Source organism: Bacillus haynesii (assembly GCF_001969855.1).
GTDB classification, from domain to species: domain Bacteria; phylum Bacillota; class Bacilli; order Bacillales; family Bacillaceae; genus Bacillus; species Bacillus haynesii.
Map to the genome: position 1 here is coordinate 105,401 of NZ_MRBL01000017.1, position 25,938 is coordinate 131,338.

Sequence of the window (25,938 nt, forward strand, 5' to 3'; positions counted from 1 at the left end):
CGCAGCATCATGCGATTTTCGAACAAATAAGCTTGCACCTCCAGCAGCGTGAGGCTTTATGATGGGTATGAATTGTCAATTGGAGGTGACCTTATGAAAAAAGATGAGTATTATTCAATCGGTGTTTTCTCAGAAATGACAGAGACATCGATTCGGACGCTCCATTATTATGATGAAATCGGCCTGTTGAAACCTGAAAAACAGCCGGGAACCGGCCGCCGTTTCTACACAGACAGAGATGCGAAAGATTTGCAGAAAATCACATGTTTTAAGTTTCTGGGGTACAGTCTTGAACAAATTCGCGCTTTCATGAAAAGTGCATGCTTCGATGCAGGTCTGATTGAGGCGCTGCAGGAGCAGAAAAGGGTGCTTGAGGAGAAAAAGGAGCATATTGAAACAGGGCTGAAAGCGATCGACAGGACGATCGGTCTTCTGGAGGACGAAGGGGAAATCGACAGTTCTGTTTTCATGAGCCTGCTGAACAGCATCCAGACGGAGAAGGAGCAGCGCACATGGCTTGAACAACAGGTGTCCAAAAGTTTTGCCGATGATGTATTCGGCAAATCAGAAGAAGAGATGGCCAAATTGGATCAAGAGTATGTTCGTTTATCTAAGGAAGCCAAGCGACTCATGGGAAAACCGGTTGATGACCCTGAAGTGCAGGACATGGCAGACCGGTATATGAAGACGAGTTTGGAATTTGTAGGGGAGGGCGTGCTGTCGGCTTTAGGACAGATGGAGACAATAGAATCGCAGCAGCTGGCAGAGAAGTTTTCTTCACCATTTACAAAAGAAGAGGAAGCGTGGCTGCAGCAGGTGTTCGAATATTACATGATTCACAACGATTTCTGTCCCGAAAACGGCAGATGAAAAGGCAAATTATAAAACATGCCGGAGCTTTTTAATGCAAAAGCTCCGGCTCAATTTTCGTCGTTTCATTATCGAGCGAAACATGCAGTTCATGGTTTTGATTAACAGAAGCGAAAAAGATTTCATCCATTCGTTCAAGCCCTTTCTTCTTCAGCTGGTTTTTGAGCCAGTTTTCCGTTACATTTAATTGGTGAAGGACAGACGTGTACACTTTCCCGTCAACGATGACCGGATATGAAAATTCGCCGCCGCTTTTTTGAATCCCCATATCTTCAGCCGTGACTTCCATTTTATTTGGCTTTTTGTATACCGTTAAATTTCCGTTCGCTTCTACAAACGCCATTTCTACGTCGCTGACATTGAAAACATCTTTTTCCCGAAGCATTTGCAGAATATTATCCACCGAATATCTGATTCGTTTCAAATTACCGACGATAAACGTTCCGTTTTTGATGACGATGGTCGGTTCGAATGTAATCAGACGTCCCAGCGTTCTGTTTTTGATCATGATTTTTGAAGCGAGTCTTTGCAATAGGGCAATCGCAGTCACCGCAGCGGCGGTATGCAAATGTTCAATTCTCGGATCGGCTATATCCGCTCCGACGACGGCCCCCAATGTAATAATGATTAAAAAATCAAACACAGGCATTTCCCCGATTGAGCGTTTTCCCATAAACAATGTGACAATTAATAAAAGCGGAAGGATGGTAATGATTCGCCCGTAGACAACCAAAATTTCTTTCACAGTTTCCATTGTCTTTCTTCCTTTTTGTAGCCTTTTGCCAATTCAAGGTTGACGGCCGTCATTTTGGAGTTGAGATCATGATATGGATAAGAATCGGTTATTTCGGGAAGCCGGTTGGCATCTTCCTGGTTTGAAATCACACGACCCGCCGAGACAAATCGTTTTGGGGGGATTGTAACACCGATTACTTTTGCTCCCGGTTCGATCACCGTATCCTCTTGGATATAGGCATCAAATATAAGGCTTTGCATCCCGACAAAAACATTTTTGTCAATTCGAACGGGGCCGTGAATTTGACATTGCGGGGCGAGTGACACTTTCTCGCCTATGTAAATGGAATAAGATTCACGATCCTTAAATACGGAATGTTCCGTAACAGGGCTGTTGTATTCATAGTTTTTCAATCCGTGCAAGACAACTCCGTCCTGGATATTGCAATCATGGCTGATGTGGATTTTTAATCCCACGTCTCCTCTGATCGAAGAGAAAGGCCCGATGAACACGTTGCGCCCGATGACCACACTGCCGATGACCGAGGCGAAATGATGGATGAATGAGGACGCATCAATATCCGGAATATCTGCTTCTTGATTAAATGACGCGGTAATATTGGGGCTGACATTGTCTTGAATCAGTAACTTTTCAAGAAACTTCCCGGCGAGTGACGAAACCGTTAATCCAAGGATGAGTTTATTGCTTAATTTCATATGACCTGCCTCCTTTATTCAGGTAGTCTGTCTAAAAAACGGGATAATATTTATGAGCGGCGGTCTGAATCTAAAAAAGAGGATATAGGGGAGACAACAGCTAATAAAGCAATGGAATCTGTTTTAGGAAGTATTCAAGACGATTACCTTTTTAAGCTCTGAAGATACAGTGGAAATCATTCATGTCAGGCTTGCCCGGGCTGACTCCCTGCCAGAGCTCTATTTTAAGGGAGGTTGAAACTTTGAATCTATCTTTGGCAGTTGCATTAGTTATATCAGTGTTTTTAAATATCATTCAGCTGGCACAGCTCAAATCCAATAGCCGTAAAAACGAAAAGTGGGAAGAGAGTACAAAAAGGCCGCTCAACCCCTTCACGGCCATCCTGTGGACTTATTTCGCCATTATCATTCTTCTTATGTTGGCTGCATTAATAACCGTTATCATACAGTTTAACGAATAATATTATACGCATCTGAAATGCTTCCTCTTCATGCAGCCGGCTCTATGGCCACAGTCATAACGAAAAAGGCGAAGAAATTGCAAGGGGAAAAACTGATGAAAACGGAGTCGTCCGTTTTGACAAACAGACGGAAACGATTGCCCCGAAGGGATATGTTTTAAATGAGGAGACATTCGAAATTGAAATTAAAAAAGATGGGCAAATCGTAAAGCATGCGGTAGAGAATCATAAGGAAGAGACAAATACCGCAGCTCCTCCTGCCAAAAAGGATAGAGACACTGGACATGTCGAAAAAACAGGAGGCAACCCGCTGCCGAATACAGGAAATGCCGGCCTGTATCGTGCTTTACTCATTGGACCCATCTTTCTTATTATCGGACTTGCTATGTTTGTTTTAAACTGTAAAAAGACTCAAAATCCAAGTGTGTAAATATTCCCCAAAAAGACAGCGTTACAGCTGTCTTTTTCGTTTGCGAAACAGCATTTCGCCCGCGGCGCCTGCGGAAACGCCGAGCACATAAGCCAATAGATCGCTCCACAAAAATCCATAACCGAGAATGAGGCCTCCGAGCGGAGCGGCTCTGATATCGTCAATCCATGGAGCGTGATACAGCTGGCTGCATTCGATCAAAAAACAAAACACCAGCGCAATCAGCGCCACGGAAGCGGTCTTCGCATTTTTGAACAGAAAGCCTGCGCCGAAGAAAATCATCAGCGCCCACAGCGCATCCCCTAAATAGGCATTCACGATGTCCGGCAGCATTTCGGCCGTCTTCCTTGAAGCAAGCCCCGCCGCCATCGCTGCGAAAGCCAGCGCAAGCCGGCTGATACGGCTTCTTTTCATATTCATGGCTGAACCCCGTTTCTGCCAAAGCAGGTTAAGTAAATCTTCGGAGATATGACGGATACAAGAGGAAAAACGTTTTATTATGTTGGGCGTGAAACGAAAAAAAGCCGCCATACCCGGCGGCTTTTCGTGTTATATCGCATTTTTGCTGTCGGCTTTTTGTTCGGTGCCGGAGTGCTCCCAGCATTCGATACCTTCCTGGTTTTCAATGACATCTTTATAAAAGACCGGGTCTTTGCCTGCTTTGCGCTGTTTCACATAGTCTTTCAAGGCGGCAAATGCCACTTTTGACAGCAGGAAAATCGCAATCAGGTTGACGATGACCATCAATCCCATGAACAAATCGGCGAGGTCCCATACAAGCTGGACTTTTGATACCGATCCGAAGATGACCATCGCAAGCACACAGATTCTGTAAATGAAGAGCCATGCTTTGTTCGTGTGCAGGAATTCGATATTCGTCTCTCCGTAGTAGTAGTTTCCGATCAAGGTGCTGAAAGAAAACAGAAACACCATAATGGCGAGAAAGCCTGAGGCCCATGCTCCGATGTGCGTGCTGAGCGACGCTTGCGTCAACTCGATTCCGCTCAGTCCCGGCTCTTTATACGCATCGGAAAACAAAATGATAAAAGCCGTGCTTGAACAAATTACCAAAGTGCTCGTAAAAACCCCTAAAGCCTGGACAAGGCCCTGTTTGACAGGATGGCTCGTTGTCGCTGCGGCTGCGGCATTCGGCGCGCTGCCCATCCCGGCTTCATTCGAGAAGAGGCCGCGTTTGATTCCGTTCATCAGGGCCGCGCCGATGGCTCCGCCTGCCGCTTGTTCAAGGCCAAACGCATGACCGATAATTAAAGAGATGACATCCGGCAGTTTCGTAATGTTCATCAGCATGACGAAAACGGCGACGCCGATATATAAGACGGCGAGAAATACGACAATATATTCGGACAGCTTGGCGATCCGTTTGATTCCGCCGAAGGTAATGATACCGAAAGCAATCGTAATGATAATTCCCAGTGTGAGACGGTCTGTGCCGAATGAGTTTTCAAAAGCGACTGTTATCGTATTGGACTGGACCGCGTTAAACACGATTCCGAAGGACAATGTGATCAAGACGGCAAAAACCGCGCCCATCCAGCGTTTTTTCAAGCCCTTTTCCATATAGTAAGCAGGGCCGCCGCGGAATCCGCCTTTATCCTTTATTTTATAAATTTGCGCCAGCGTGCTTTCGACAAAGCTTGACGCCGAACCGATGATGGCGATGATCCACATCCAAAAGATAGCGCCGGGTCCGCCTAAGGCAATGGCGATCGCAATCCCCGTAATATTTCCTGTGCCTACTCTGGCGGCCATGCTGATGCAAAAAGCCTGAAAAGGCGAGATTCCGTTTTTGTCGGGCGTTCCTTCCTTTAAAACACGGAACATGTCTTTCAGCAAGCGAACTTGAAAGAACTTCGATTTAAAAGTAAAAAACAGTCCCGAAGCAAGAAGCATAATCATCAATAGTTTTGACCAAAGAAAATCATTTGTGACACCAATGACTTCTTGAAGGAATTGCTGCATGCTTTCACCTCTTTTTTTGATTTAAAAAATACTGAGATCCCATTCACGGGCTATATGTTTTAAAAGCATCCCGCCCGTCATGCTGTTGCCGTAATCGTCAATCGCCGGACCGTAGATGCCGATGCCGCATCCATGCTGAAAAGGCTGTTCCCTTTTCATGCTGGCAGGCACCGCGCACATGATTCCGCCGGAGACGCCGCTTTTTGCCGGAATGCCGACAAAGGCCGCGAATTTTCCTGAAGCATTGTACATTCCGCACGTCAGCATTAAAGCTTTTGTCAGCCTGGCGACATCCTTCGGGATCACCTGCTCACGGCGGAGAGGATGGTATCCGTCATTTGCGAGAATCATGCCGATCAAGGCGATGTCTTCAGTGCTGCCTTCCATAGAGCATTGTTTCAGATAGACTTCAAGCGTTTCTTCAACGTCTGCTTCAAGAAAGCCGGTTTCCTTTAAATAATGGGCCAATGCTCTGTTTCGATGGGCGGTCTGCCACTCAGACCGAAATACTTCCTCATTGATCTCAAGCCGTTTTCCAATCATTTTTTCAATGACGTCATGAAGCGACTCCATTTTTTCCAGTGCCGACTCACCGGGAAGGATCGACGCAACGGTCAGCGCTCCGGCGTTGATCATCGGGTTAAACGGCTTTCCCGGCTTGTGCATTTCAAGGCGGATGATTGAGTTGAACGCGTCTCCCGTCGGTTCTACATCAACACGGTCTAATACGTAAGAAATCCCTTTCGTCAAACACGCTGTGATAAAGCTGATCACCTTTGAGATGCTCTGGAGTGTGAATGATACGTCCCAATTTCCTGCTTTGATCATCGTTTGATCAGAACCGATCACACAGATGCCGAGCTGGTTAGAGTCAAGTTTTCCTAAAGCGGGAATGTATTCGGCGTTGCGTCCGCTTGAGGAAAAAGGACGGTAATGTTCGACCAAATCTTCAAGGCGGGATTGCCAGAAGCGGGCGTCATAGCGTTCTTCCAATACTTCATTCATCGAAATTCCTCCAATCTGACCTGTTAAAGCTTGCAGGTTTACTGAAAAAATACGAGGCTTTAAAAAGCGGTGATTTGGGCATGGCGGCAGAAGGCAAAGGGGTATAAGCCTGTGCCGCACATGTTGTTTTAAAGCCTGTTCTTCCTGGGAAAAAGGGGTTTGGATTGCACAAGGGAGTGAGTTGCGGGAAAATATAAGCGTTTTCAAATAGAGAAAATATACATTCAATTTATAATGGAACCTACATAAACCTACAAAAAGCGACAAAAATATTTAAAAAATAAGCCAATTGATTTAAAAATCAAATTGACTGTGGGTAAAATGGGAGTTGCGGATAACGTGCGATTAACGTCAAAATAAAGCAACACGTTTGTAATGGAGGATCAGCATGATGGGTGGAAATTGGGGAAGCGTGATGAAAAAGGCGGCCCGGCTTGTAAAAAAAGACGGCTATATCTTAACGGTGATGATGTTAACGGTGCCGCTGGCAGGAGAGCTGAAGTTTTATCCGCTGAACGAGACCTTCCGGGTCAGCTTCGGCGTTCCTACTTTCTTCTTTCTTTTGCTGCTGCTGCGGAATGTGCCGGCTGTGCTGTCCGGCTTTTTAACGGGGGCGGCTGTCGTCGGATTTCGGGTGCTGCTTGATGCATTCGGCCCGGGACAGATCGATTGGCTGTCATCCTTTTACCACCATTATCCGACTTTTTTCTTTTATTTCACATATGCGTTTCTATTCTATTTGGCAAAAGTGAAACGATTTCAATTTCGCCCGCTCTACATCGGGTTTCTGGGCTTCGGAATCGAACTGATGGCCGATGGAGCCGAACTGGCTGTTCAATATATGATGTTCGAGTCTACCGTCACCCCGGGAAAGATCCGCGACATGATGGCGATTGCTTTTTCCCACAGCTTTATTGTGCTGAGCTTTTTTAATGTCATGAAGCTGTATGAAACGCAATCGCGGGAAAAGCAAATCCGCGAACAAAATGAGCACATGCTGATGATCGTTTCAAACTTATATGAAGAAACCGTTCATTTGAAAAAGACGTTGAAGAATACTGAAGAGATTACAAACGAGTCCTATCAGCTGTACAGGCTCTTAAATAGACAGACCGATAACAATTCTTCCGTCCGGCAGATCAGCCAGAAAGTGCTGCGCCTTGCCGGTGAAATCCACGAGGTCAAAAAAGACAATCAGCGCATTTTCGCCGGACTTTCAAAATTAATTTCGAAAGAAAGCTTCAGAGACTATATGGCTGCAGAAGATCTGGTCCGGCTTGTGACCGGCATTAATCGAAAGTATGCCGAATCGCTCGAAAAAGACATTGACTTTTACTATTCGATAGACGGAGAACATCCGAAATACCACGTGTATACCATATTATCCGTGATTAATAATATTATGGCGAATGCGGTGGAAGCGATTCAAAAACAGGGTTCCATCCGCCTCAGCCTCTATAGGCGCGGCGATGACATGCTGGAATGCCGCGTGGAAGATGACGGACCGGGCATTCCCGAGAAAGTTGGGGATGTGGTGTTTGAGCCGGGGTACACGTCAAAATATGATGAATTCGGAACCCCCTCAACCGGAATCGGTCTGTCTTATGTAAAGGAAACTGTCGAGGAGCTCGGGGGGAGCATTCGATTTCGGAATGATGCAAGCGGTGTTGTGTTTACGATCAGACTTCCGGTCCAACAATTGATTCAGAAAGGGTGAAGGCCTGTGCGTTTTTTTATTGCAGATGATGACCGTGCTGTGCGATCGATTTTAAAACAAATCATTGAAGACGAAGACTTGGGTGAAGTAGCCGGAGAAGCGGAAGACGGCTGCGATTTGGAAGGCCACGTCCTGAATTTGCAGCAAATTGATATTTTATTTGTCGATCTATTAATGCCGCTCCGCGACGGAATTGAGACGGTTCGTCATTTGCATGGCGCTTTCTCAGGGAAGATCATCATGATTTCCCAGGTGGAATCGAAGGAAATGATCGGTGAAGCCTATTCCCTGGGGATTGAATATTATATCCATAAACCGATTAACCGCATTGAAATCTTGAACGTCATTCAAAAAGTCAAGGAGCGCATCGAGCTGGAAAGGTCGATCCATGACATACAATCTTCGCTGAACCGGCTTGTGAGTCTCGGCAGCGGACGAAAAAACGGCTTTAGGGAAAAAAGCATTCAGGAAACGGGCGAATTTCTCCTTTCTGAACTCGGAATCGTCGGGGAGAGCGGGTCCCAGGATTTAATCGCCATCCTTCAGTATTTGTTTGATGATGAACAGACCTCATTATATGAAAAGGACTTTCCACCGCTCAAACAGATTTTTCATAAGATTGCCGAGCAAAAGCTCGGGCCGGCTGCTTCACCCGCAGAGATCAACAGGGAGGTTAAAGCGTCGGAGCAGCGGATACGGCGGGCGGTCAGCCATTCGCTAAACCATTTCGCATCACTCGGATTAACAGACTTTTCAAATCCGCGGTTTGAAAGCTATGCGTCCCGGTTTTTTGACTTTACCGTCATCAGCAAAAAAATGAAAGAGTTGCAGAAAGACTCTGCCGCCGCCTTGCCGTCCGCCCGCGTCAACACGAAAAAATTCATTCAGGTTTTCTTTTTGGAAGCCAAGCGGTTGAGTGAAAGCGCCGGGAAAATGGGTTAAAAAAGAGCTTCCTCACCTTAGAGGAAGCTCTTCTGCATGCCGGTTATCCAGCGTATTCTCTTTTCAGCAGTGAAAACATGTATACGTCAATCAGTCTTCCTTTTGCTTTCTCGTATTCTCTTAACAGTCCTTCCTTTTGAAAGGATAACGAGTGGAGAAGTTTGATGGAAGGCGTGTTTTCGGGCTCTACCTTCGCTTCGATTCGGTTGAGGTTCAAGCTTGTAAAGCCGTAGTCGATCAGCTTTTTAACAGCTTCGGAAGCAAAGCCTTTTCCCCAATGATTTCTCCCTAAGTCATAGCCGATTTCAGCTCTGCCGTTTTCCTGGTCGATCATATTAAAGCCGCACGTCCCGATGACTTCATCCGTTTCTTTTACAATGATCGAAAAGCGGTTTGCCTGCCCTTCAAGGCTTAAATCATTGATCATTTGGATCATGTCCCGCGCTTGTGAGACGTCTGTAAAAGGCGTGATATTCATATGCTTTGTGACTTCCGGATCTGACCAGAATTGACAGAGGACATCTGCATCCTCCAATTCCATCTTTCTCAAAGTCAATCTTTCTGTATAAAGGGTTTCCATGATCTTGCCTCCAAGTTTCGTTTTATTTAGGAAGGTGAAAGGACCATTCATCGATCTGCGCATCATTCATGTTCATAGAATAAAATGTAAACTGTTATCGGGAAGCGGATGGATAAATCCCTTTTTTATCTAAAATGGAAAGTGCAATCTCGGCAGCAGAGCTTCCGGCAGCCTGTTTTTCACCTTGAATATGAACAGCAAAGAAAAAAGTATTATCGGCAGTTTCTACATACCCGATAAACCAGCCGGCATGGAGTTCCCCGTTGCTAACCGAGGTGCCGGTTTTACCGGATAAAACCCTGCCATTTGATTCTTCTAAACGTATCGAATCTTTCACAGTTTGAATATTAGACTGTTTAAAATCAAATTCGTTATCATAAAACTTTTTTAATATATTGACCTGTTCAAGAGGGGAAATTTGAAGAGAGCCATCCAGCCAATAATGAGCCGGGTCTGAAAAATCCTCATTTCCATAATGTATAGATTTGAGATAATGACGTAAATGATCCTCCCCAATTTGCCGGTCCAGTTTTTGAAAATACCATGTTGCGGAGCTGCTCATCGCAGAGAATAAATCATGGTCTTGATTCCATTCTTTATATGGATATTGAGTCCCGTCCCAAGTCATTTGAGAATGTTTCTTCGTGATGATCCCGGATTCCAGTGCGAGCAATGCGCTAAACACCTTGTATGTGGAAGCAGGTGCGAATCTGGCGGTGCTTTCTTTCCTATTGTATATTGTATACTTTTTCCTATTAGAATCAAACAGGACAAATCCCCCTGAGACTGAGAATCTATCAAAAAAGGTGCTGTAATCTTCGTATTCTACATTGGTGTCAGGTAAAAAGCGTGTTTCTTTTTGCATGGCCAAGATAGATACAGAAGGAGTACCGGCTAACATGATTCCAAGAACAAGGGCGAACACTACGGCACTTTTCACCTTTAGCAAAGGCGATGCCGCCTGAAAGTTGACAACTGTGACAATCCGTCTTTTGATATGTTTGTATGAGCTGCTGAATTCAGAAGCGGCTAACAAAGATGACGTTCTTTGCTTAAGTGAAGTGAATTTTAAAATCACCTCGCCATATTTGAGGTGTAATTTTTTATCAAGCGTTTTTAATACGGCAAAGTCGCAAGAAATCTCCATTTCCGTTTTTGCTTCCTTTGATAAATGCCAGACGAGAGGATTAAACCAATAGACGATTCTGGACAGGCAAAGAAAATAGTTGATGAACATATCCTTTCGTTTACAATGGTACAGTTCATGAAGCAAAACACATTTCATCTCGTCGGCAGAAAACATTGAAGTATCTTTTGGCAAGATAATATACGGACGGATGACCCCAAATGTAATGGGGGATTTTATCAATGGGGAACACCCTAAAATCACTTTTTGATGAAAGCGTATGTCCTCTTTACATGTACGAAAAAGAGTTAATAACTCTTTGCTGTTAACAATTTGCAGGCTCTTTTTTATTTTGCCGATTTTTAGATTGCTATAAAGAGTAGCGATAAGCATAACAGCAATACCCAATATCCAAACTGCGAAAAAGGCTGAATCTATCATTTTGAAAGGCGATTGTTCAATCGATATCGAAAAGTCCTGCACCCAGTTTGCATGTTGGCCAATTGCTTCTGGCGCATGATCTGTGGAATGGGTTTGAGAAATTGCTGATTGAGCTCCTCCTAAGTTCAGAATCCAGTCAAAAGGATGGCTTTTTAGAAAATGAAAGGGGATAAAAGGAGCGATCAGTGCCAAAAGAGAAATCACGCTAAGATGATAGTGGGTGCGTACAGTGATGTGAGCCTTCAGCAGTTTTTTAATGAGTATAATGATAGAAAAAAACAAAGACAATAGAATTTGACTAACCAAAAAGGGAATAAAGAAAGAACTGCTCATTTCATTCCTTCTTTCTGTTCTTATGTTCTTCTAATATTTGATACAACTCATTAATTTCTTCACCTGACAGCTGATCATTCTCCAAAAAGTTTAATACCATCGAATTAAGAGTGCCATTATAAAACCGGTTTAAAAAACTGTGACTCTTAACCTCTATATAATCACTTTCGTCTATATTTGGCGTGTAAACGAAAACCCGTCCTTCTTTATGGTGGTTTAATGCTCCTTTTTTAATGAGGCGCAGCAGCATGGTTTGAATGGTTTTAGGGCTCCATTCACTGGTTTTGGATAACTCTTTAATCACCTCATTGGTATTGATCGAAGAATGTTTCCAAATGACTTTCATCACTTCTAATTCTGCATCAGAGATTTGAGGTACTTTTTTCATTTCCATCATCCTATACTTACAAATGTAATACTCTCATTATAGGTTTGCCATTTTAAGAAGTCAATTTAACTTGAGTGACATAAAATGTTTTTTCTGCATTTTTTATTCAATTACTCGCCCAGTCATTCATTTGTCCTCGGTTCAAACAAGTTCATCATTTTGTCGGTATTTATGACCATCCCACTTATGGCCTTTTCGATTTTTATTCCTTCCAAAAAAAACGGTTGCATTTAAATCTTACATGTGTAATACTTTCAAAGACTACATTTGTAAGATTTGATGTTTGAGTTGGCCGAAGGGGAAATACGGTGACTGCTTCATCTGTCTATGTTCCAGGTGTAATGGGGTTTTAACGCCTTAATTAAAATGCCTCTTGATTAGCACCGCTGGTTACGATCAATCAAATATTCATACGGAGGGAGACGATTTTGATGAAATTATGGTTCAGTACTTTAAAACTGAAAAAAGTTGCAGCTGTGTTGCTTTTCTCATGCGTCGCGCTTGCAGGATGCGCTAACAATCAATCGAATGCCTCGCAACCTGCCGAGAAGAATGAAAAGACGGAGATGAAAGATGATTTTGCAAAACTTGAGGAACAATTTGATGCAAAACTCGGAATCTTTGCATTAGATACAGGTACAAACCAAACGGTAACGTATCGGCCGGATGAGCGTTTTGCTTTTGCATCGACAATTAAGGTTTTAACCGTAGGCGTGCTTTTACAACAGAAATCAATAGAAGATCTGAACCAGAGAATAACATATACACGTGATGATCTTGTAAACTACAACCCGATTACGGAAAAGCATGTTGATACGGGAATGACGCTTAAAGAGCTTGCGGATGCTTCGCTTCGATATAGTGACAATGCGGCACAGAATCTTATTCTTAAACAAATTGGCGGACCTGAAAGTTTGAAAAAGGAACTGAGGAAGCTTGGTGATGAAGTTACAAATCCCGAACGATACGAACCAGAGTTAAATGAAGTAAATCCGGGAGAAACTCAAGATACCAGTACAGCAAGAGCACTTGCGACAAGCCTTCAAGCTTTTGCTCTTGAAGATAAACTTCCAAGTGAAAAACGCGAGCTTTTAATCGATTGGATGAAACGAAATACCACTGGGGATGCCTTAATCCGCGCCGGTGTGCCGGAAGGTTGGGACGTGGCTGATAAAACTGGAGCGGGATCATATGGAACCCGGAATGACATTGCCATCATTTGGCCGCCAAAAGGAGATCCTGTAGTTCTCGCAGTATTATCCAGCCGGGATAAAAAGGATGCCAAGTATGATGATAAGCTTATTGCAGAAGCAACAAAGGTGGTAATCAAAGCCTTAAACAAGAACGGCAAATAAAACATTGCAATAAATTGTGTTAAAACATCATCTTACATAAAGTCACTTGCTGATCAAGCTCATATCATTGTCTGGCAATGGTGTGGGCTTTTTTTGTTTTCTCTCTTTAAAGATCATGTGAAGAAAAACGGGAGAATCGGTCTGCGGGAAACGACCGGGGTTTTGTCGAAATCATAGGCGAATAGGTTGATTTGAGACAAAATTCGACACATATATCGGCGGTGTGACTTGATGGACCATGTATCGCGTTTCTTCCCCTGTTTACAATACTTTACAGATCGTTAATAAACTCAGCCTATAATAGAACCCGATCAATCATTTGTATAGAGAGGGGTAATACGAATGACACATGAAGGACCGCTGGAGGAATGGATGAAAAAGCTGAGTGAGGAAAGCCTCAAGGACAATACGTTTGACCGCCGCCGCTTTATTCAAGGGGCCGGCAAAATAGCCGGGCTTTCGCTCGGCCTTGCGATCGCGCAATCGATGGGGGCAATGGAAGTCAATGCAGCGCCGACATTCTCGGAATATCCGTTTACACTTGGCGTTGCATCGGGAGATCCGCTTTCTGACAGCGTCGTATTGTGGACAAGGCTGGCACCCGATCCGCTAAACGGGGGCGGGATGCCGAATGAAGCTGTATCTGTGAAATGGGAGCTCGCAGAAGACGAACGTTTCCGCCGTATCGTCAAACGGGGGACCGAAAAAGCGACACCGCACCTTGCACATTCAGTACATGCCGAGGTATCCGGACTGAAACCGAATCATGTGTATTATTACCGCTTTAAATGTGGCAACCAGCTGAGCCCTGTCGGCAAGACAAAGACACTTCCGGCGCCTGGGGCAGATGTTGCTACATTCACATTCGCTTTTGCTTCATGCCAGCAGTACGAACACGGCTATTATACCGCCTATCAGCATATGGCAAAGGAAAAGCTCGATCTTGTTTTTCATCTCGGCGACTATATTTATGAGTACGGTCCGAATGAATACGTTTCGAAAACAGGCAATGTCAGAACACACAGCGGTCCTGAAATCATGTCGCTGCTTGATTACCGAAATCGCCATGCCCAATACCGTTCAGATGCAAACTTGAAAGCCGCGCATGCCGCCTTCCCGTGGGTTGTTACATGGGACGATCATGAAGTGGAGAACAACTATGCGAATGTTATCCCTGAAAAAGGCCAGTCAGTTGAAGCGTTTATTAAACGGCGCGCCGCCGCATACCAAGCTTATTACGAGCATATGCCGCTCCGCCGCAAATCCCTGCCGAACGGTCCTGATATGCAATTGTACCGGAATTTTTCCTACGGCAATTTGGCTGACATTAGCGTGCTGGATACCCGTCAGTATCGCGATGACCAAGCCAATGGAGATGGCAATAAGCCTCCTTCTGATGAATCGAATGATCCGAAGCGGACGCTGCTTGGAGCGGAACAGGAGGCTTGGCTGTTTGACAATCTGAGTCGTTCAGAAGCGCATTGGAACATCATCGCACAGCAGATTTTCTTTGCGCAATGGAACTTTGGGACAAGTGCCGCGCCGATTTACAGCATGGATTCGTGGGACGGATATCCCGCTCAGCGCAAGCGGGTGATCGACTTCATCAAATCTCAAAAACTGAACAACATCGTCGTCCTCACCGGTGATGTGCATGCCAGCTGGGCAAATAATCTGCTCGTTGATTTTGACAATCCGAAATCCGACATCTTCGGCGTGGAATTCGTCGGGACGTCGATTACATCGGGAGGAAACGGCGCTGATAAAAGAGCGGATACGGATAAGATTTTATCGAACAATCCTCATATAAAGTTTTTCAATGATTACCGCGGCTATGTGCGCTGTACGGTCACACCGGAAGAATGGCGGACAGATTACCGCGTTGTCCCATATGTGACAGAGCCGGGTGCAGCGATTTCGACAAGAGCTTCCTATGTTTATCATAAAGACTACACAGGGCTGAAACGGACCGCTTCCAACATTGTGCCTGGAGGCGTGAAGAAGTCAAACGAAGTCGAAGAAGACCGTTTCCTCGCACATACAAGAGCCCATCAGAAGCAAGTGAAGCAAAAGGAGAAAAAAGTAACCCAGTAATCAACGAAAGGATGACAGCAAATGCTTTCAAATATCGGTATTCCGGGTCTCATCCTGGTTCTGGTGATTGCGCTGATCATTTTCGGGCCTTCAAAGCTTCCGGAAATCGGCCGGGCTTTTGGAAAAACACTGACCGAATTCAAAAGTGCGACAAAGTCTTTAGTATCTGCCGATGACAATGAGATCGGACAGGAGCCTGATGCGAAAAAGCAAAGCGATCCATCGGCAAGATGATCAATAGAGCGGGCGGGTAAACCCGTCTGTTCTTTTTTCTGTTTAACATGCGAAGGGGAGGAAGGCGAAGGTGAAAAAAAGGGAAGCACATTTGATTGCCCATCTTGAAGAGCTGCGCCAGCGAATCATTAAAACGCTTCTTACGTTTATTCTGTTTCTCATCACCGGCTTTTTGTTTGTTCAGGACATCTATGACTGGCTGATCAGAGACCTTGATGAAAAGCTTGCTGTACTGGGGCCGGGAGATATTCTCTGGGTTTATATGATGATTGCGGGGGTGCTGGCGATCGCTGCCACCATACCGGTGGCTGCTTTTCAGACATGGCGGTTTGTGGCGCCTGCGCTGACCGACCACGAACGGAGGACGGCATTATTTTATATACCGGGACTGTTCATTTTTTTTATTTTGGGGATTGTATTCGGTTATTTTGTGCTCTTTCCGCTCGTTCTTCAGTTTTTGATCGGCTTATCTGCCGGCCATTTTCAAACGATGTTTACGGCGGAGCATTATTTTCGCTTTATGATGAACCTCACACTGCCATTCGGGTTTTTGTTCGAAATGCCCCTCATCGTAATGTTTTTAACGAGCCTCGGAATTTTAAATCCGGCCAAGCTCAGTAAAATGAGAAAAATTTCTTATTTTGCGCTGATCGTCGTATCAGTTGTGATCACGCCGCCCGATTTTATCTCGGATGTGTTGGTGATCGTCCCGCTGCTTGTATTATACGAATTAAGCATCTCTTTATCGGCGTTTATCTACCGAAAAAAAACGGCTGCACAACAAGGGGCTGAGGCCCAAGGCTGAAGACGGACTGTGTCTTCAGTCTCTTTTTTTGCTTGAAATGAAAAAATCAGAAAATAATGATATTGACAATTTGTTTATTTGTCTTACAATTAAACAAAAAGATGAATGGAGGGATTTTCTAAAACAGAGACATCGCATTTCAGCCGAATGACAACGCTTTCTCAGGAAATGAACGACAAGGGGATGACGGAGATGAGTCAATTACGGAAGGCGCCGGAAGGCATATTGGGTTTCCCGGTGGCACCCTTCAACAGGGAAGGAAAACTGGAGGAAGAAGCACTTTACGAAAACATCCGCTTTTTATTGGATGAAGGGCTTGAGGCAGTTTTTATCGCTTGCGGCTCAGGAGAATTTCAGTCTCTCAGCACAAAGGAATACGAGCAAATGGTCGAAATTGCCGTCTCGGCCGCGGGCGGGAAGGTGCCTGTTTACACAGGAGTGGGCGGCAACTTAAGCACCGCTTTGGAATGGGCGCGGATATCCGAGGAAAAAGGGGCCGACGGCTATCTGATTCTCCCGCCGTACTTGATACACGGAGAGCAGGAAGGCCTTTATCAGTACACGAAAACAATCATTGAAAGCACGGATTTAAATGCCATCATTTATCAGCGAGACAATGCGGTTTTGACGCTTGAACAGATTCAGCGGCTGACCGATCTCGAGCAGCTTGTCGGACTCAAAGACGGCATAGGGGATATGGCATTGAATATCAGTTTGTCATATACGATAGGAGACAGGCTGGGCTGGCTCAACGGAATGCCGATGGCTGAAGTCACGATGCCGGCCTATGCTCCGATTGGCTTTACGTCGTATTCTTCGGCGATATCCAATTATATTCCCCATATTTCCAGAATGTTTTATGAGGCATTATTAAACGGTAACGACCGGCTTGTCAAAGAGATTTATGAGCATGTCATCATGCCGATTAACGAGATCCGCAAACTTCGGAAAGGTTATGCTGTGTCGTTGATCAAAGCCGGCATGGAAATCATGGGCCTTCATGTGAAAAACACTGCGAGACCGCCAATTGTTCCGGTGGAAAAAGACCATTGCCGGCAGCTCGAAAACATTCTGAAAAACGCGATGGCGCGTTATCCAAAAACGACCGCTGCCCTATAAACAAAAGGAGGAATTTGAAGATGTCTGTTGCAGCTGAAAATAAAACGTATTTTAACTTTATCAACGGCCGCTGGGTGAAGGCCGAATCGGGCGGGATGGAACAGAGCTTGAACCCGGCAGATACACGGGATATCGTCGGGCTTGTGCAAAAATCTTCGATTGAGGATGTAGACCTGGCGGTTGAAGCGGCCAAGCAGGCCAAAAAGGCGTGGAGAATTCTGTCGGGAGCGGAGCGCGGTCAATTTCTATACAAGGCCGCTGACATCATGGAACAGCGCCTCGACGAAATTGCCGAGTGTGCAACGCGTGAAATGGGCAAAACACTGCCTGAAGCGAAAGGAGAAACAGCACGGGGAATCGCGATTCTCAGATACTATGCCGGAGAGGGGATGCGGAAAACGGGTGATGTGATTCCGTCGACCGATCCATCCGCCTTCATGTACACCGACAGGGTGCCGCTCGGCGTTGTCGGCGTCATCTCGCCGTGGAATTTTCCCGTTGCCATCCCGATTTGGAAAATGGCGCCTGCCCTCATCTATGGAAACACGGTCGTCATCAAGCCGGCTACGGAAACTGCAGTCACCTGCCTTAAGGTTATCTCGTGCTTTGAAGAAGCAGGGATTCCGTCAGGCGTGGTCAATGCGGTGACAGGACCGGGATCATCGGTCGGCCAAAGGCTTGCCGAGCACCCGGATGTGAACGGAATTACGTTCACAGGGTCGAATCAAACAGGAAAAATCATCGGCCGGACGGCATTTGAAAGAGGGGCGAAGTACCAGCTTGAGATGGGCGGCAAAAACCCGGTGATCGTCGCAGATGACGCCGACCTTGATATTGCGGTTGAAGCGGTCATCAGCGGAGCGTTCCGGTCGACAGGCCAAAAGTGTACGGCGACAAGCCGCGTCATCGTCTTAAACGGTGTTTATGACCGGTTTAAAGAAAAGCTGCTTCAACAGACAAAAGAGATTACAATCGGAGACAGCTTAAAAGAAGATGTCTGGATGGGACCGATTGCGAACAAACAGCAGCTTGATAACTGTCTGTCCTATATTGAAAAAGGAAAGCAAGAAGGCGCGGACCTCATTTTCGGCGGTGAGAGGCTGGCAGATGGGAAATACGAAAACGGCTATTTTATCAGGCCGGCCATTTTTGACAACGTCACTTCCGGCATGGCGATTGCCCAAGAAGAAATCTTCGGCCCGGTCATTGCTTTAATCAAGGCGGATACACTTGAGGAAGCGTTGGAGACGGCAAATGACGTCAAATTTGGCCTGAGTGCCTCCATTTTTACGCAAAATATCGGCCGGATGCTGTCATTCATAGATGAAATCGAAGCGGGGCTCATTCGTGTCAACGCCGAAAGCGCCGGTGTTGAACTGCAGGCGCCATTCGGAGGCGTTAAACAATCGAGCTCGCATTCACGGGAACAGGGGGAGGCAGCAAAAGAATTTTTCACAGCCGTGAAAACGGTATTTGTTAAACCGTAAATCAATCGTGTCGGTACAAATGAATAAAGGAGAAGATGCTATGAAAAAAAATCGTGCAGCCTCCCCCCATACCGCGGGGAAAAGAAGTTCTGTCCGCTGGTTTGTCGTGTCTATGCTGTTTCTCGTCACATCCATTAATTATGCCGACCGTGCGACACTCTCGATCGTTGGCGATTCTGTGCAGCATGAGCTTGGGCTGAGTTCGGTGGCGATGGGGTATGTCTTTTCCGCATTTGGCTGGGCGTATGTTGTCGGCCAAATCCCCGGAGGCTGGCTGCTCGACCGCTTTGGGTCGAAAATCGTCATCGCCGCCAGCATCTTCTTTTGGTCATTGTTTACCCTTTTGCAGGGGACGCTTGGTTTTTTCGCCGCGGGAACGGCCGTTATCCTTTTATTTGCGCTCCGGTTTCTCGTCGGTCTGTCAGAAGCGCCGTCCTTTCCGGGCAACGGCCGGGTGGTGGCTTCCTGGTTTCCAAGTTCTGAACGCGGAACAGCGTCGGCGATCTTTAACTCGGCGCAGTACTTTGCACTCGTCATTTTTTCACCGCTGATGGGGTGGCTCGCCCACTCTTTCAACTGGCATACGGTTTTTGTGATCATGGGTGCTCTAGGGATTGCGATGTCGTTTATTTGGCTGAAAACGATGTACGAACCAAAAAAACATCCGAGAATGAATGCCGCCGAACTGGCGTACATCGAAGAAGGCGGCGCGCTTGTCTCGATGGATGAGGGAAAGAACGCGGAAAAGAAAGAAAAGGAGTCGCAATGGCCTTACATTAAGCAGCTTTTAAGAAGCCGGATGCTGCTCGGGGTGTATATCGCCCAATACTGCATCACAACGTTGACCTATTTCTTTCTGACATGGTTTCCGGTCTATCTCGTTCAGGCGCGCGGCATGTCGATCCTTGAAGCGGGTTTTGTCGCATCACTCCCTGCAATCTGCGGATTTTTAGGAGGGCTGCTGGGCGGATTCGTGTCTGACTACCTTTTGAAAAAGGGCTGCTCGATAACGGTCGCCAGAAAAACACCGATCATCCTCGGCATGCTGATGTCCTGCTCGATGATTGTATGCAATTATGCAGATTCGTCTTGGCTGGTCGTCTCCATCATGTCGCTTGCCTTTTTCGGAAAAGGATTCGGCGCGCTGGGCTGGGCGGTTGTATCAGATACCTCGCCAAAGGAGTGTGCCGGCTTGAGCGGCGGCATCTTCAACACTTTTGGAAATATTGCGTCTATCACGACGCCCATTATCATCGGATATATTGTGAATGCGACAGGCTCATTTAACGGAGCGCTTGTGTTTGTCGGGGCCAACGCGATTGCCGCGGTATTAAGCTATCTGTTTCTGGTCGGGCCGATCAAGCGCATCGAACTGCAGAAAGAGGAAGACCCTGCAGACACCACTTTATCCATGTGAAATGTAAGCGCTTTAACGAGAGGGAGGCTAAATCGATATGAATCCAAACATCCATCAGCAGGTAAAAGAGGAGAAATCATCGCAAACACCGTCTATTGCAGACATGCGGGTCATACCCGTGGCAGGGCGCGACAGCATGCTTTTGAATTTGAGCGGAGCTCACGGCCCCTTTTTTACACGGAATATCGTGATTTTAAAAGATTCATCAGGCGCTCTCGGCGTCGGAGAGGTGCCGGGCGGCGAGCCGATCCGCCAGACGCTTGAGCAGGCGAAACCGCTCGTTATCGATCAGCCGCTCGGCGCTGTTCAATCGATTTTGCAGTCTGTCAGGCGCCGGTTTAAAGACCGGGATGCCGGAGGACGCGGGGTGCAGACCTTTGACCAGCGGACGACGATACACGCAGTGACCGCATTGGAAGCGGCTTTGCTCGATTTGCTCGGGAAATTTCTCGGCGTCCCTGTGGCGGCGCTGTTGGGGGAAGGCCAGCAGCGGGAAAAAGTGAAGATGCTCGGCTATTTGTTTTACATCGGTGACCGAAAGCGCACGACGCTGCCCTATATTAGTGAACAAGAGGCAAGTGACGACTGGTTCCGCCTCCGCCGTGAAGAAGCCTTGACACCCGGGGCGATCGTCCGTCTTGCTGAAGCAGCTCAAGAACGATACGGTTTTCACGATTTTAAATTAAAAGGCGGTGTCCTTTCGGGAGAAGAAGAAATCGAGGCGGCATCCGCTTTAGCGAAGCGGTTTCCTGAGGCGAGAATCACCCTTGATCCGAATGGCGCGTGGTCATTGGAAGAAGCGATTGCGCTTTGTAAGGGAAAGCGCGATGTGCTCGCCTACGCGGAAGACCCTTGCGGAGCGGAAGCCGGATACTCGGGGCGGGAAATCATGGCCGAATTCCGCCGTGCGACAGGCATTCCGACAGCGACGAATATGATTGCGACAGACTGGCGGCAAATGGGGCATGCGATACAACTGCACGCCGTTGATATACCGCTGGCAGATCCGCATTTCTGGACGATGCAGGGATCTGTCCGCGTTGCTCAAATGTGCCATGAATGGGGGCTGACGTGGGGCTCTCACTCCAATAACCATTTTGACGTCTCCCTGGCTATGTTCACCCACGTTGCCGCAGCAGCTCCGGGTGCCATCACGGCGATTGATACGCATTGGATTTGGCAGGATGGACAGCGTCTGACAAAACAGCCTTTTTCAATCGCTGACGGATATATCCAAGTTCCTGATGAGCCGGGGCTCGGCATTGAAATCGATATGGAACAGGTGGAAAAAGCAAATGAACTGTATGAGAAAATGACAGCAGGCGAGCGGAATGATGCTGTTGCCATGCAGTTTTTGATTGAAAATTGGCGTTTCGACCCTAAACGTCCTTGTCTTGTTCGATAATTGCGGAAACAGCGGTTTGAGAGGCCCCTAGCCGACATTGTCATACGCGATATTTTGTCTTACAATATGAACAACTGAAAGGGGGCCCACAGTCGTGGAAGAAGATATGGAAACATTGCAGGTCGAATCAGTCAATCGCAAGACATTGGCAAAACAGGTTGTTGAACGAATCGTCCATTTATTATCAAGCGGCCAGTTGAAACCGGGGGACAAACTGCCGACGGAGATCGAGCTCATGGAAAAGCTGAATGTCAGCAGACCCGTTCTCCGCGAAGCTTTAATATCACTCGAAACGCTCGGAATTATCAAAAGAAAAACCCGAGACGGCACGTATTTTAATGATAAAATCGGCATCCAGCCGTTTTCTGTCATGCTGGCTTTGGCGGTCGATAATTTGCCGGCCATTATTGAAGCGAGGATGGCACTTGAACTCGGGCTTGTCACGATCGCTGCAGAAAAGATCAATGACAGTCAGCTCGAAAGGCTGCAGGAAACGATCGATATCATTGCAAACAGCACGGATAATCATTATGGAGAAGCGGATAAGGAATTTCACCGGATTATCGCTTTGAGCGCGAACAACCCGGTGCTGGAAGGCATGATTCAATCACTCTTGATCACACACGCCAAAATCGACAGCCAGATTCCATACAGGGAAAGGGACCGGACTGTCGAATATCATACGAATATTTTGAAAGCCCTTCAACAAAGGGACCCATATCAAGCCTATCACCATATGTATGAGCATTTAAAATTTGTACGTGACAAAATACTGAATGGTCTTCGTGATGAAAAAAACACTCATTAAGTTGTTTGACAGCGCTTTCTAACATGTGCATGTGCCGCGGAAAAGCGCTGATCGAAAAGGGGAGTTGATCAATCCTTATGCTTGTCAATCAAACTGAAACCCCGTTGTACATTAAGGTGAACGAAAAAGACAATGCCGCAATCATCGCCAATGCCGGCGGACTGCCGAAAGGGACGGTGTTTCCTTGCGGGCTTAAACTGCAAGAGCGCATTCCCCAAGGTCATAAAGTGGCTTTAACGAACATTACACAGGGCGGAGCCGTTATTCGCTACGGTGAAATCATCGGCTATGCCGTCAAACCAATCGAAAAAGGCGGGTGGATTTCCGAGTCGCATATCATGCTTCCGGAAGCTCCGCCGCTCGATGAACTGCCCATCGCCAACAAAGTTCCAAAACCCGCTCCCCCTCTTGAAGGGTACACATTTGAAGGATACCGGAATGAAGACGGGAGCGTCGGCACGAGAAACGTGCTGGGCATCATGACAAGCGTGCAATGCGTCGCAGGCGTTCTCGATTACGCAGTGAAACGAATTAAAGAGGAACTGCTCCCAAAATATACGAATGTTGATGGTGTCGCTGCATTAAATCATCAATACGGCTGCGGTGTGGCGATTAATGCGCCGGAAGCCAGGATCCCGATCCGAACGATTCAAAATATCGCCAGGCATCCTAATTTCGGCGGCGAAGCGATGGTGATCGGACTCGGCTGCGAGAAGCTCCTTCCGACGAGGATAGAGCCGGAAGGAGACGCTGAAAACATTCTTTCATTACAGGAACGGCAAGGGTTTCAGCACATGATTCAATCGATTATGGAAATGGCCGAAGAGCGCTTAAAAAGGCTGAATGAACGGAAGCGGACGACATGTCCCGTTTCAGACCTGGTAATCGGCCTTCAGTGCGGCGGCAGCGACGCTTTCTCAGGGGTGACCGCAAACCCCGCGGCAGGATATGCGGCTGACTTACTCGTTCGGTCAGGGGCCACGGTTTTATTTTCGGAAGTCACCGAGGTCCGCGATGCCGTTCATCTCCTAACACCGCGCGCTGTCAATGAAGAAGTCGGCCGCGCCTTGATTCGGGAAATGGCTTGGTATGATCGCTATCTGGAAAGAGGCGAATCAGACCGAAGCGCCAATCCGTCGCCGGGAAACAAAAAGGGCGGACTGGCAAACGTGGTCGAGAAATCGCTCGGATCGATCGCAAAATCGGGAAGCAGCCCGATCAGTGCCGTACTTGCGCCTGGTGAGAGGGCTGTACAGAAGGGCCTCATTTTTGCGGCGACTCCTGCAAGCGATTTCGTATGCGGCACCCTGCAATTGGCCTCGGGCATGCATTTGCAAGTATTTACAACCGGAAGGGGAACACCGTATGGCCTTGAGATGGCTCCGGTTTTGAAAGTGGCGACCCGGCAATCGTTATCAGAAGATTGGCGCGATTTGATCGACATCAATGCCGGACGGATCGCAACAGGCGAAGCTTCAATAGAGGAAGTCGGCTGGGAAATCTTTCGGACGATACTTGACGTCGCGAGCGGAAGGAAAACATGGGCGGAACATTGGGGACTCTCCAATGACTTGTGTTTATTCAACCCGGCGCCTGTGACTTGATCCGAGTTAGTGGGAAAGTAGATTGATATCGGTCAATAGATCCGAAGATACAAGAGGATTCAACTAGAAATATAAATAATTTTTGTAAAAAACACACGTTTTTCAATTACAATGAGTGTAATTGTACGTGTGTTTTTATGTTGAAAAGGATGGGTGAACAAGATGCAGCGCATATTGCTTATTGAAGATGATCATTCGATCAGTGAAATGGTCGATCATTATTTAACAAAAGAAGGATTTGAGGTCGTGCTTGCTTTTGACGGAGAAGAGGGCGTTCGATTGTTTCAGCAGGGCAATTATGATGTGATTCTGCTCGACATCATGCTGCCTAAGCTGAACGGAATGGATTTTCTGAAAATGATCCGTGAACAGAGCAAAGTTCCGGTTTTAATGATTTCTGCAAAAGACGGGGATGTGGACAAAGCGCTGGGGCTGGGCTTTGGTGCGGATGATTATATTGCCAAGCCGTTTTCGATGATCGAACTGACTGCAAGAATAAAAGCCGCCATTCGGCGGGCAACGCAATATTCTGCCAGTGAGCCGGCAAATGAAAAAATATTACGTGTTCACGAGCTTACGGTTGATATCGAAAATGTATCCGTACAAAAAAATGGTGAACCGCTTCAGCTGACATCGACGGAATGGAAAATGCTGACTTTGTTTGTGACAAACCCTAAAAAAGTGTTTACAAAAGAACAAATCTATCGTTCGGTTTGGAATGAGGATTATTTTGGCGATCAAAATATTATTAACGTCCATATGAGGCGCCTGAGAGAAAAGATAGAGGATGATCCTTCTTCCCCGCAATATATTAAAACGCTTTGGGGCATCGGCTATAAATTAGGAGAGTTTTAGGATGACAATGTTATGGATTGGCATTCTGATGATTTTGGCGTCTCTTAATATCGTTCAATATAAAATGAAAAAACGGCGGGACCAAAACTTGAAGTACATCACGGAAAAGCTCAGTATGATGCTGAATGAGCATGCGGCTGATCAAATTTTATTAGGAACGGATGATAAAGTACTGCGGGCCCTGCTCGTGCAAATGAACCTGTTTGTTGAGGAGCACCAGCACATAACAGCCCGTTTTGCAAAAACGGAGCAGTCAATGAAACGAATGCTGACCAATATGTCCCATGATCTGAAAACTCCGCTGACCGTCGTGCTCGGATATATCGAAGCGATCCAAAATGATTCAGACATGGCGGAAGAGGAGCGTGAGAGGCTGCTGGAAAAGCTATATCAAAAAACAGGTGAAATCATTCAGCTGATGAATTCTTTTTTTGACTTGGCCAAGCTGGAATCGGAAGATAAGCAAATACTGCTCACAAAAATACATATCAACGAAATATGCAGAAGAAACATTCTCCAACACTATGATGCTGTTCAGGCAAAAGGTTTTAAAGCAGTCATCGACATCCCGGATACCCCGGTTTATGCACATGGAAATGAAGAAGCGCTTGACCGGATCCTGCAAAACCTTTTATCAAATGCGATTCAATATGGTGCGGACGGAAAGCTGATCGGATTGTCCCTTACATATGATGAGACGCGGATTGTCATTACGGTATGGGACCGTGGGAAAGGGATTAGTGAGCATGATCAGCAACGGGTGTTTGAAAGACTGTATACCCTTGAGGAATCGAGAAATAAAGCATTCCAGGGAAGCGGGCTCGGTTTAACAATTACAAAAAGGCTCATTGAGAAAATGGGAGGGGACATCTCTCTCCAAAGCAAGCCGTATGAACGGACAGCGTTTTCCGTCACGTTAAAACGAATGACCTATTAGCAATCGTAAGAATTTCTTAAGAAACAAGAAATAAAAAAGACAGCGTCCATCGCTACAATAGACACATAGCAGAGACAGGAAAGGAGAAACAGA

At 46.4% G+C, this 25,938-nt stretch carries 25 protein-coding genes; 17 read left to right on the plus strand and 8 right to left on the minus strand.

Annotation, left to right across the window (positions count from 1 at the left end):
- Nucleotides 1–93: 93 nt before the first annotated feature.
- Complete coding sequence (locus BTA31_RS15570) at nucleotides 94–870, plus strand: MerR family transcriptional regulator (RefSeq protein WP_076793082.1); 777 nt, start codon at nucleotides 94–96, stop codon at nucleotides 868–870.
- Between the two features lie 31 nt (nucleotides 871–901).
- Here the strand turns inward: BTA31_RS15570 and BTA31_RS15575 are convergent, their stop codons facing one another.
- Together BTA31_RS15575 and BTA31_RS15580 are read right to left on the minus strand one after the other, a co-directional pair.
- Nucleotides 902–1,624, minus strand: coding sequence for a DUF421 domain-containing protein (locus tag BTA31_RS15575; RefSeq protein WP_076793083.1), 723 nt, complete (start codon nucleotides 1,622–1,624; stop codon nucleotides 902–904).
- Entirely contained in the window at nucleotides 1,612–2,322 is a 711-nt protein-coding gene (locus BTA31_RS15580) for a gamma carbonic anhydrase family protein (protein WP_076793084.1), read from the minus strand. The genes BTA31_RS15575 and BTA31_RS15580 overlap by 13 nt, the downstream gene beginning before the upstream one ends.
- 242 nt (nucleotides 2,323–2,564) lie before the next feature.
- Between BTA31_RS15580 and BTA31_RS15585 the strand changes: the two genes are divergently transcribed.
- Nucleotides 2,565–2,783 (plus strand): hypothetical protein, encoded by a 219-nt coding sequence (locus tag BTA31_RS15585; RefSeq protein ID WP_076793085.1) that lies wholly within the window; start codon nucleotides 2,565–2,567, stop codon nucleotides 2,781–2,783.
- Nucleotides 2,784–2,859: 76 nt separating this feature from the next.
- On the plus strand, nucleotides 2,860–3,213 hold the full coding sequence (locus BTA31_RS22875) for a prealbumin-like fold domain-containing protein (protein WP_158039124.1): 354 nt from the start codon (nucleotides 2,860–2,862) through the stop codon (nucleotides 3,211–3,213).
- Nucleotides 3,214–3,234: 21 nt separating this feature from the next.
- Here BTA31_RS22875 and BTA31_RS15590 read toward each other — a convergent pair whose 3' ends face one another.
- The 3 genes from BTA31_RS15590 to BTA31_RS15600 all read right to left on the minus strand — a co-directional run bounded on the left by BTA31_RS15590 (nucleotide 3,235) and on the right by BTA31_RS15600 (nucleotide 6,198).
- Nucleotides 3,235–3,633: a ribosomal maturation YjgA family protein gene (locus BTA31_RS15590; protein WP_076793086.1), complete on the minus strand. Its 399-nt coding sequence runs from the start codon at nucleotides 3,631–3,633 to the stop codon at nucleotides 3,235–3,237.
- A gap of 129 nt (nucleotides 3,634–3,762) precedes the next feature.
- A complete protein-coding gene (locus BTA31_RS15595) occupies nucleotides 3,763–5,193 on the minus strand; it encodes an alanine/glycine:cation symporter family protein (protein ID WP_076793087.1) in 1,431 nt (476 codons plus the stop codon).
- A 21-nt stretch (nucleotides 5,194–5,214) separates the two neighbouring features.
- The gene (locus BTA31_RS15600; RefSeq protein ID WP_076793088.1) at nucleotides 5,215–6,198 is read right to left on the minus strand and encodes a glutaminase; all 984 of its coding nucleotides are present in this window, start codon (nucleotides 6,196–6,198) and stop codon (nucleotides 5,215–5,217) included.
- A 388-nt stretch (nucleotides 6,199–6,586) separates the two neighbouring features.
- On the opposite strand from BTA31_RS15600, the gene BTA31_RS15605 reads away from it, so the two are divergent.
- Nucleotides 6,587–7,915 carry a sensor histidine kinase gene (locus tag BTA31_RS15605; protein WP_043926091.1) on the plus strand — a complete coding sequence of 443 codons (1,329 nt, stop codon included), beginning with the start codon at nucleotides 6,587–6,589 and terminating at the stop codon, nucleotides 7,913–7,915.
- Nucleotides 7,916–7,921: 6 nt separating this feature from the next.
- Nucleotides 7,922–8,857: a response regulator gene (locus BTA31_RS15610; protein WP_076793089.1), complete on the plus strand. Its 936-nt coding sequence runs from the start codon at nucleotides 7,922–7,924 to the stop codon at nucleotides 8,855–8,857.
- Between the two features lie 43 nt (nucleotides 8,858–8,900).
- Here the strand turns inward: BTA31_RS15610 and BTA31_RS15615 are convergent, their stop codons facing one another.
- From BTA31_RS15615 to BTA31_RS15625, 3 genes are all read right to left on the minus strand, one after another.
- A complete protein-coding gene (locus tag BTA31_RS15615; RefSeq protein WP_076793090.1) occupies nucleotides 8,901–9,437 on the minus strand; it encodes a GNAT family N-acetyltransferase in 537 nt (178 codons plus the stop codon).
- Between the two features lie 94 nt (nucleotides 9,438–9,531).
- A complete protein-coding gene (locus BTA31_RS15620; RefSeq protein ID WP_076793091.1) occupies nucleotides 9,532–11,337 on the minus strand; it encodes a BlaR1 family beta-lactam sensor/signal transducer in 1,806 nt (601 codons plus the stop codon).
- Between the two features lies 1 nt (nucleotide 11,338).
- Nucleotides 11,339–11,725 (minus strand): BlaI/MecI/CopY family transcriptional regulator, encoded by a 387-nt coding sequence (locus tag BTA31_RS15625; protein ID WP_043926095.1) that lies wholly within the window; start codon nucleotides 11,723–11,725, stop codon nucleotides 11,339–11,341.
- Nucleotides 11,726–12,156: 431 nt separating this feature from the next.
- On the opposite strand from BTA31_RS15625, the gene blaP reads away from it, so the two are divergent.
- The 12 genes from blaP to BTA31_RS15685 all read left to right on the plus strand — a co-directional run bounded on the left by blaP (nucleotide 12,157) and on the right by BTA31_RS15685 (nucleotide 25,845).
- Complete coding sequence (blaP, locus tag BTA31_RS15630) at nucleotides 12,157–13,080, plus strand: class A beta-lactamase BlaP (protein ID WP_076793092.1); 924 nt, start codon at nucleotides 12,157–12,159, stop codon at nucleotides 13,078–13,080.
- A 342-nt stretch (nucleotides 13,081–13,422) separates the two neighbouring features.
- A complete protein-coding gene (locus BTA31_RS15635) occupies nucleotides 13,423–15,174 on the plus strand; it encodes an alkaline phosphatase D family protein (RefSeq protein WP_043926096.1) in 1,752 nt (583 codons plus the stop codon).
- Nucleotides 15,175–15,195: 21 nt separating this feature from the next.
- Entirely contained in the window at nucleotides 15,196–15,408 is a 213-nt protein-coding gene (locus tag BTA31_RS15640; RefSeq protein WP_043926097.1) for a twin-arginine translocase TatA/TatE family subunit, read from the plus strand.
- Nucleotides 15,409–15,478: 70 nt separating this feature from the next.
- Nucleotides 15,479–16,213, plus strand: coding sequence for a twin-arginine translocase subunit TatC (tatC, locus tag BTA31_RS15645; RefSeq protein ID WP_076793093.1), 735 nt, complete (start codon nucleotides 15,479–15,481; stop codon nucleotides 16,211–16,213).
- A gap of 192 nt (nucleotides 16,214–16,405) precedes the next feature.
- Nucleotides 16,406–17,332 carry a 5-dehydro-4-deoxyglucarate dehydratase gene (kdgD, locus tag BTA31_RS15650; RefSeq protein ID WP_076793094.1) on the plus strand — a complete coding sequence of 309 codons (927 nt, stop codon included), beginning with the start codon at nucleotides 16,406–16,408 and terminating at the stop codon, nucleotides 17,330–17,332.
- A 20-nt stretch (nucleotides 17,333–17,352) separates the two neighbouring features.
- On the plus strand, nucleotides 17,353–18,819 hold the full coding sequence (gene gucD, locus BTA31_RS15655) for an alpha-ketoglutaric semialdehyde dehydrogenase GucD (RefSeq protein ID WP_076793095.1): 1,467 nt from the start codon (nucleotides 17,353–17,355) through the stop codon (nucleotides 18,817–18,819).
- Nucleotides 18,820–18,859: 40 nt separating this feature from the next.
- Nucleotides 18,860–20,236, plus strand: a complete 1,377-nt coding sequence (locus tag BTA31_RS15660) for an MFS transporter (RefSeq protein WP_076793096.1) — start codon at nucleotides 18,860–18,862, stop codon at nucleotides 20,234–20,236.
- A gap of 37 nt (nucleotides 20,237–20,273) precedes the next feature.
- The gene (gene gudD, locus BTA31_RS15665) at nucleotides 20,274–21,641 is read left to right on the plus strand and encodes a glucarate dehydratase (protein ID WP_076793097.1); all 1,368 of its coding nucleotides are present in this window, start codon (nucleotides 20,274–20,276) and stop codon (nucleotides 21,639–21,641) included.
- Nucleotides 21,642–21,747: 106 nt separating this feature from the next.
- Nucleotides 21,748–22,449: a FadR/GntR family transcriptional regulator gene (locus tag BTA31_RS15670; protein WP_278192946.1), complete on the plus strand. Its 702-nt coding sequence runs from the start codon at nucleotides 21,748–21,750 to the stop codon at nucleotides 22,447–22,449.
- 77 nt (nucleotides 22,450–22,526) lie between these two features.
- A complete protein-coding gene (gene garD, locus BTA31_RS15675) occupies nucleotides 22,527–24,053 on the plus strand; it encodes a galactarate dehydratase (protein WP_076793098.1) in 1,527 nt (508 codons plus the stop codon).
- Nucleotides 24,054–24,227: 174 nt separating this feature from the next.
- Complete coding sequence (locus tag BTA31_RS15680) at nucleotides 24,228–24,908, plus strand: response regulator transcription factor (RefSeq protein ID WP_094777443.1); 681 nt, start codon at nucleotides 24,228–24,230, stop codon at nucleotides 24,906–24,908.
- 1 nt (nucleotide 24,909) lies between these two features.
- Complete coding sequence (locus BTA31_RS15685) at nucleotides 24,910–25,845, plus strand: HAMP domain-containing histidine kinase (protein WP_076793100.1); 936 nt, start codon at nucleotides 24,910–24,912, stop codon at nucleotides 25,843–25,845.
- Nucleotides 25,846–25,938: the final 93 nt, after the last annotated feature.

Excerpts from the sequence above, each read along its gene's own strand:
- BTA31_RS15570 (WP_076793082.1), top strand. The coding sequence starts at position 94 with ATGAAAAAAGATGAGTATTATTCAATCGGTGTTTTCTCAGAAATGACA.
- BTA31_RS15575 (WP_076793083.1), bottom strand. The coding sequence starts at position 1,624 with ATGGAAACTGTGAAAGAAATTTTGGTTGTCTACGGGCGAATCATTACC.
- BTA31_RS15580 (WP_076793084.1), bottom strand. The coding sequence starts at position 2,322 with ATGAAATTAAGCAATAAACTCATCCTTGGATTAACGGTTTCGTCACTC.
- BTA31_RS15590 (WP_076793086.1), bottom strand. The coding sequence starts at position 3,633 with ATGAATATGAAAAGAAGCCGTATCAGCCGGCTTGCGCTGGCTTTCGCA.
- BTA31_RS15595 (WP_076793087.1), bottom strand. The coding sequence starts at position 5,193 with ATGCAGCAATTCCTTCAAGAAGTCATTGGTGTCACAAATGATTTTCTT.
- BTA31_RS15600 (WP_076793088.1), bottom strand. The coding sequence starts at position 6,198 with ATGAATGAAGTATTGGAAGAACGCTATGACGCCCGCTTCTGGCAATCC.
- BTA31_RS15605 (WP_043926091.1), top strand. The coding sequence starts at position 6,587 with ATGATGGGTGGAAATTGGGGAAGCGTGATGAAAAAGGCGGCCCGGCTT.
- BTA31_RS15615 (WP_076793090.1), bottom strand. The coding sequence starts at position 9,437 with ATGGAAACCCTTTATACAGAAAGATTGACTTTGAGAAAGATGGAATTG.
- BTA31_RS15620 (WP_076793091.1), bottom strand. The coding sequence starts at position 11,337 with ATGAGCAGTTCTTTCTTTATTCCCTTTTTGGTTAGTCAAATTCTATTG.
- BTA31_RS15625 (WP_043926095.1), bottom strand. The coding sequence starts at position 11,725 with ATGAAAAAAGTACCTCAAATCTCTGATGCAGAATTAGAAGTGATGAAA.
- blaP (WP_076793092.1), top strand. The coding sequence starts at position 12,157 with ATGAAATTATGGTTCAGTACTTTAAAACTGAAAAAAGTTGCAGCTGTG.
- BTA31_RS15635 (WP_043926096.1), top strand. The coding sequence starts at position 13,423 with ATGACACATGAAGGACCGCTGGAGGAATGGATGAAAAAGCTGAGTGAG.
- BTA31_RS15640 (WP_043926097.1), top strand. The coding sequence starts at position 15,196 with ATGCTTTCAAATATCGGTATTCCGGGTCTCATCCTGGTTCTGGTGATT.
- kdgD (WP_076793094.1), top strand. The coding sequence starts at position 16,406 with ATGAGTCAATTACGGAAGGCGCCGGAAGGCATATTGGGTTTCCCGGTG.
- gucD (WP_076793095.1), top strand. The coding sequence starts at position 17,353 with ATGTCTGTTGCAGCTGAAAATAAAACGTATTTTAACTTTATCAACGGC.
- BTA31_RS15660 (WP_076793096.1), top strand. The coding sequence starts at position 18,860 with ATGAAAAAAAATCGTGCAGCCTCCCCCCATACCGCGGGGAAAAGAAGT.
- gudD (WP_076793097.1), top strand. The coding sequence starts at position 20,274 with ATGAATCCAAACATCCATCAGCAGGTAAAAGAGGAGAAATCATCGCAA.
- BTA31_RS15670 (WP_278192946.1), top strand. The coding sequence starts at position 21,748 with ATGGAAACATTGCAGGTCGAATCAGTCAATCGCAAGACATTGGCAAAA.
- garD (WP_076793098.1), top strand. The coding sequence starts at position 22,527 with ATGCTTGTCAATCAAACTGAAACCCCGTTGTACATTAAGGTGAACGAA.
- BTA31_RS15685 (WP_076793100.1), top strand. The coding sequence starts at position 24,910 with ATGACAATGTTATGGATTGGCATTCTGATGATTTTGGCGTCTCTTAAT.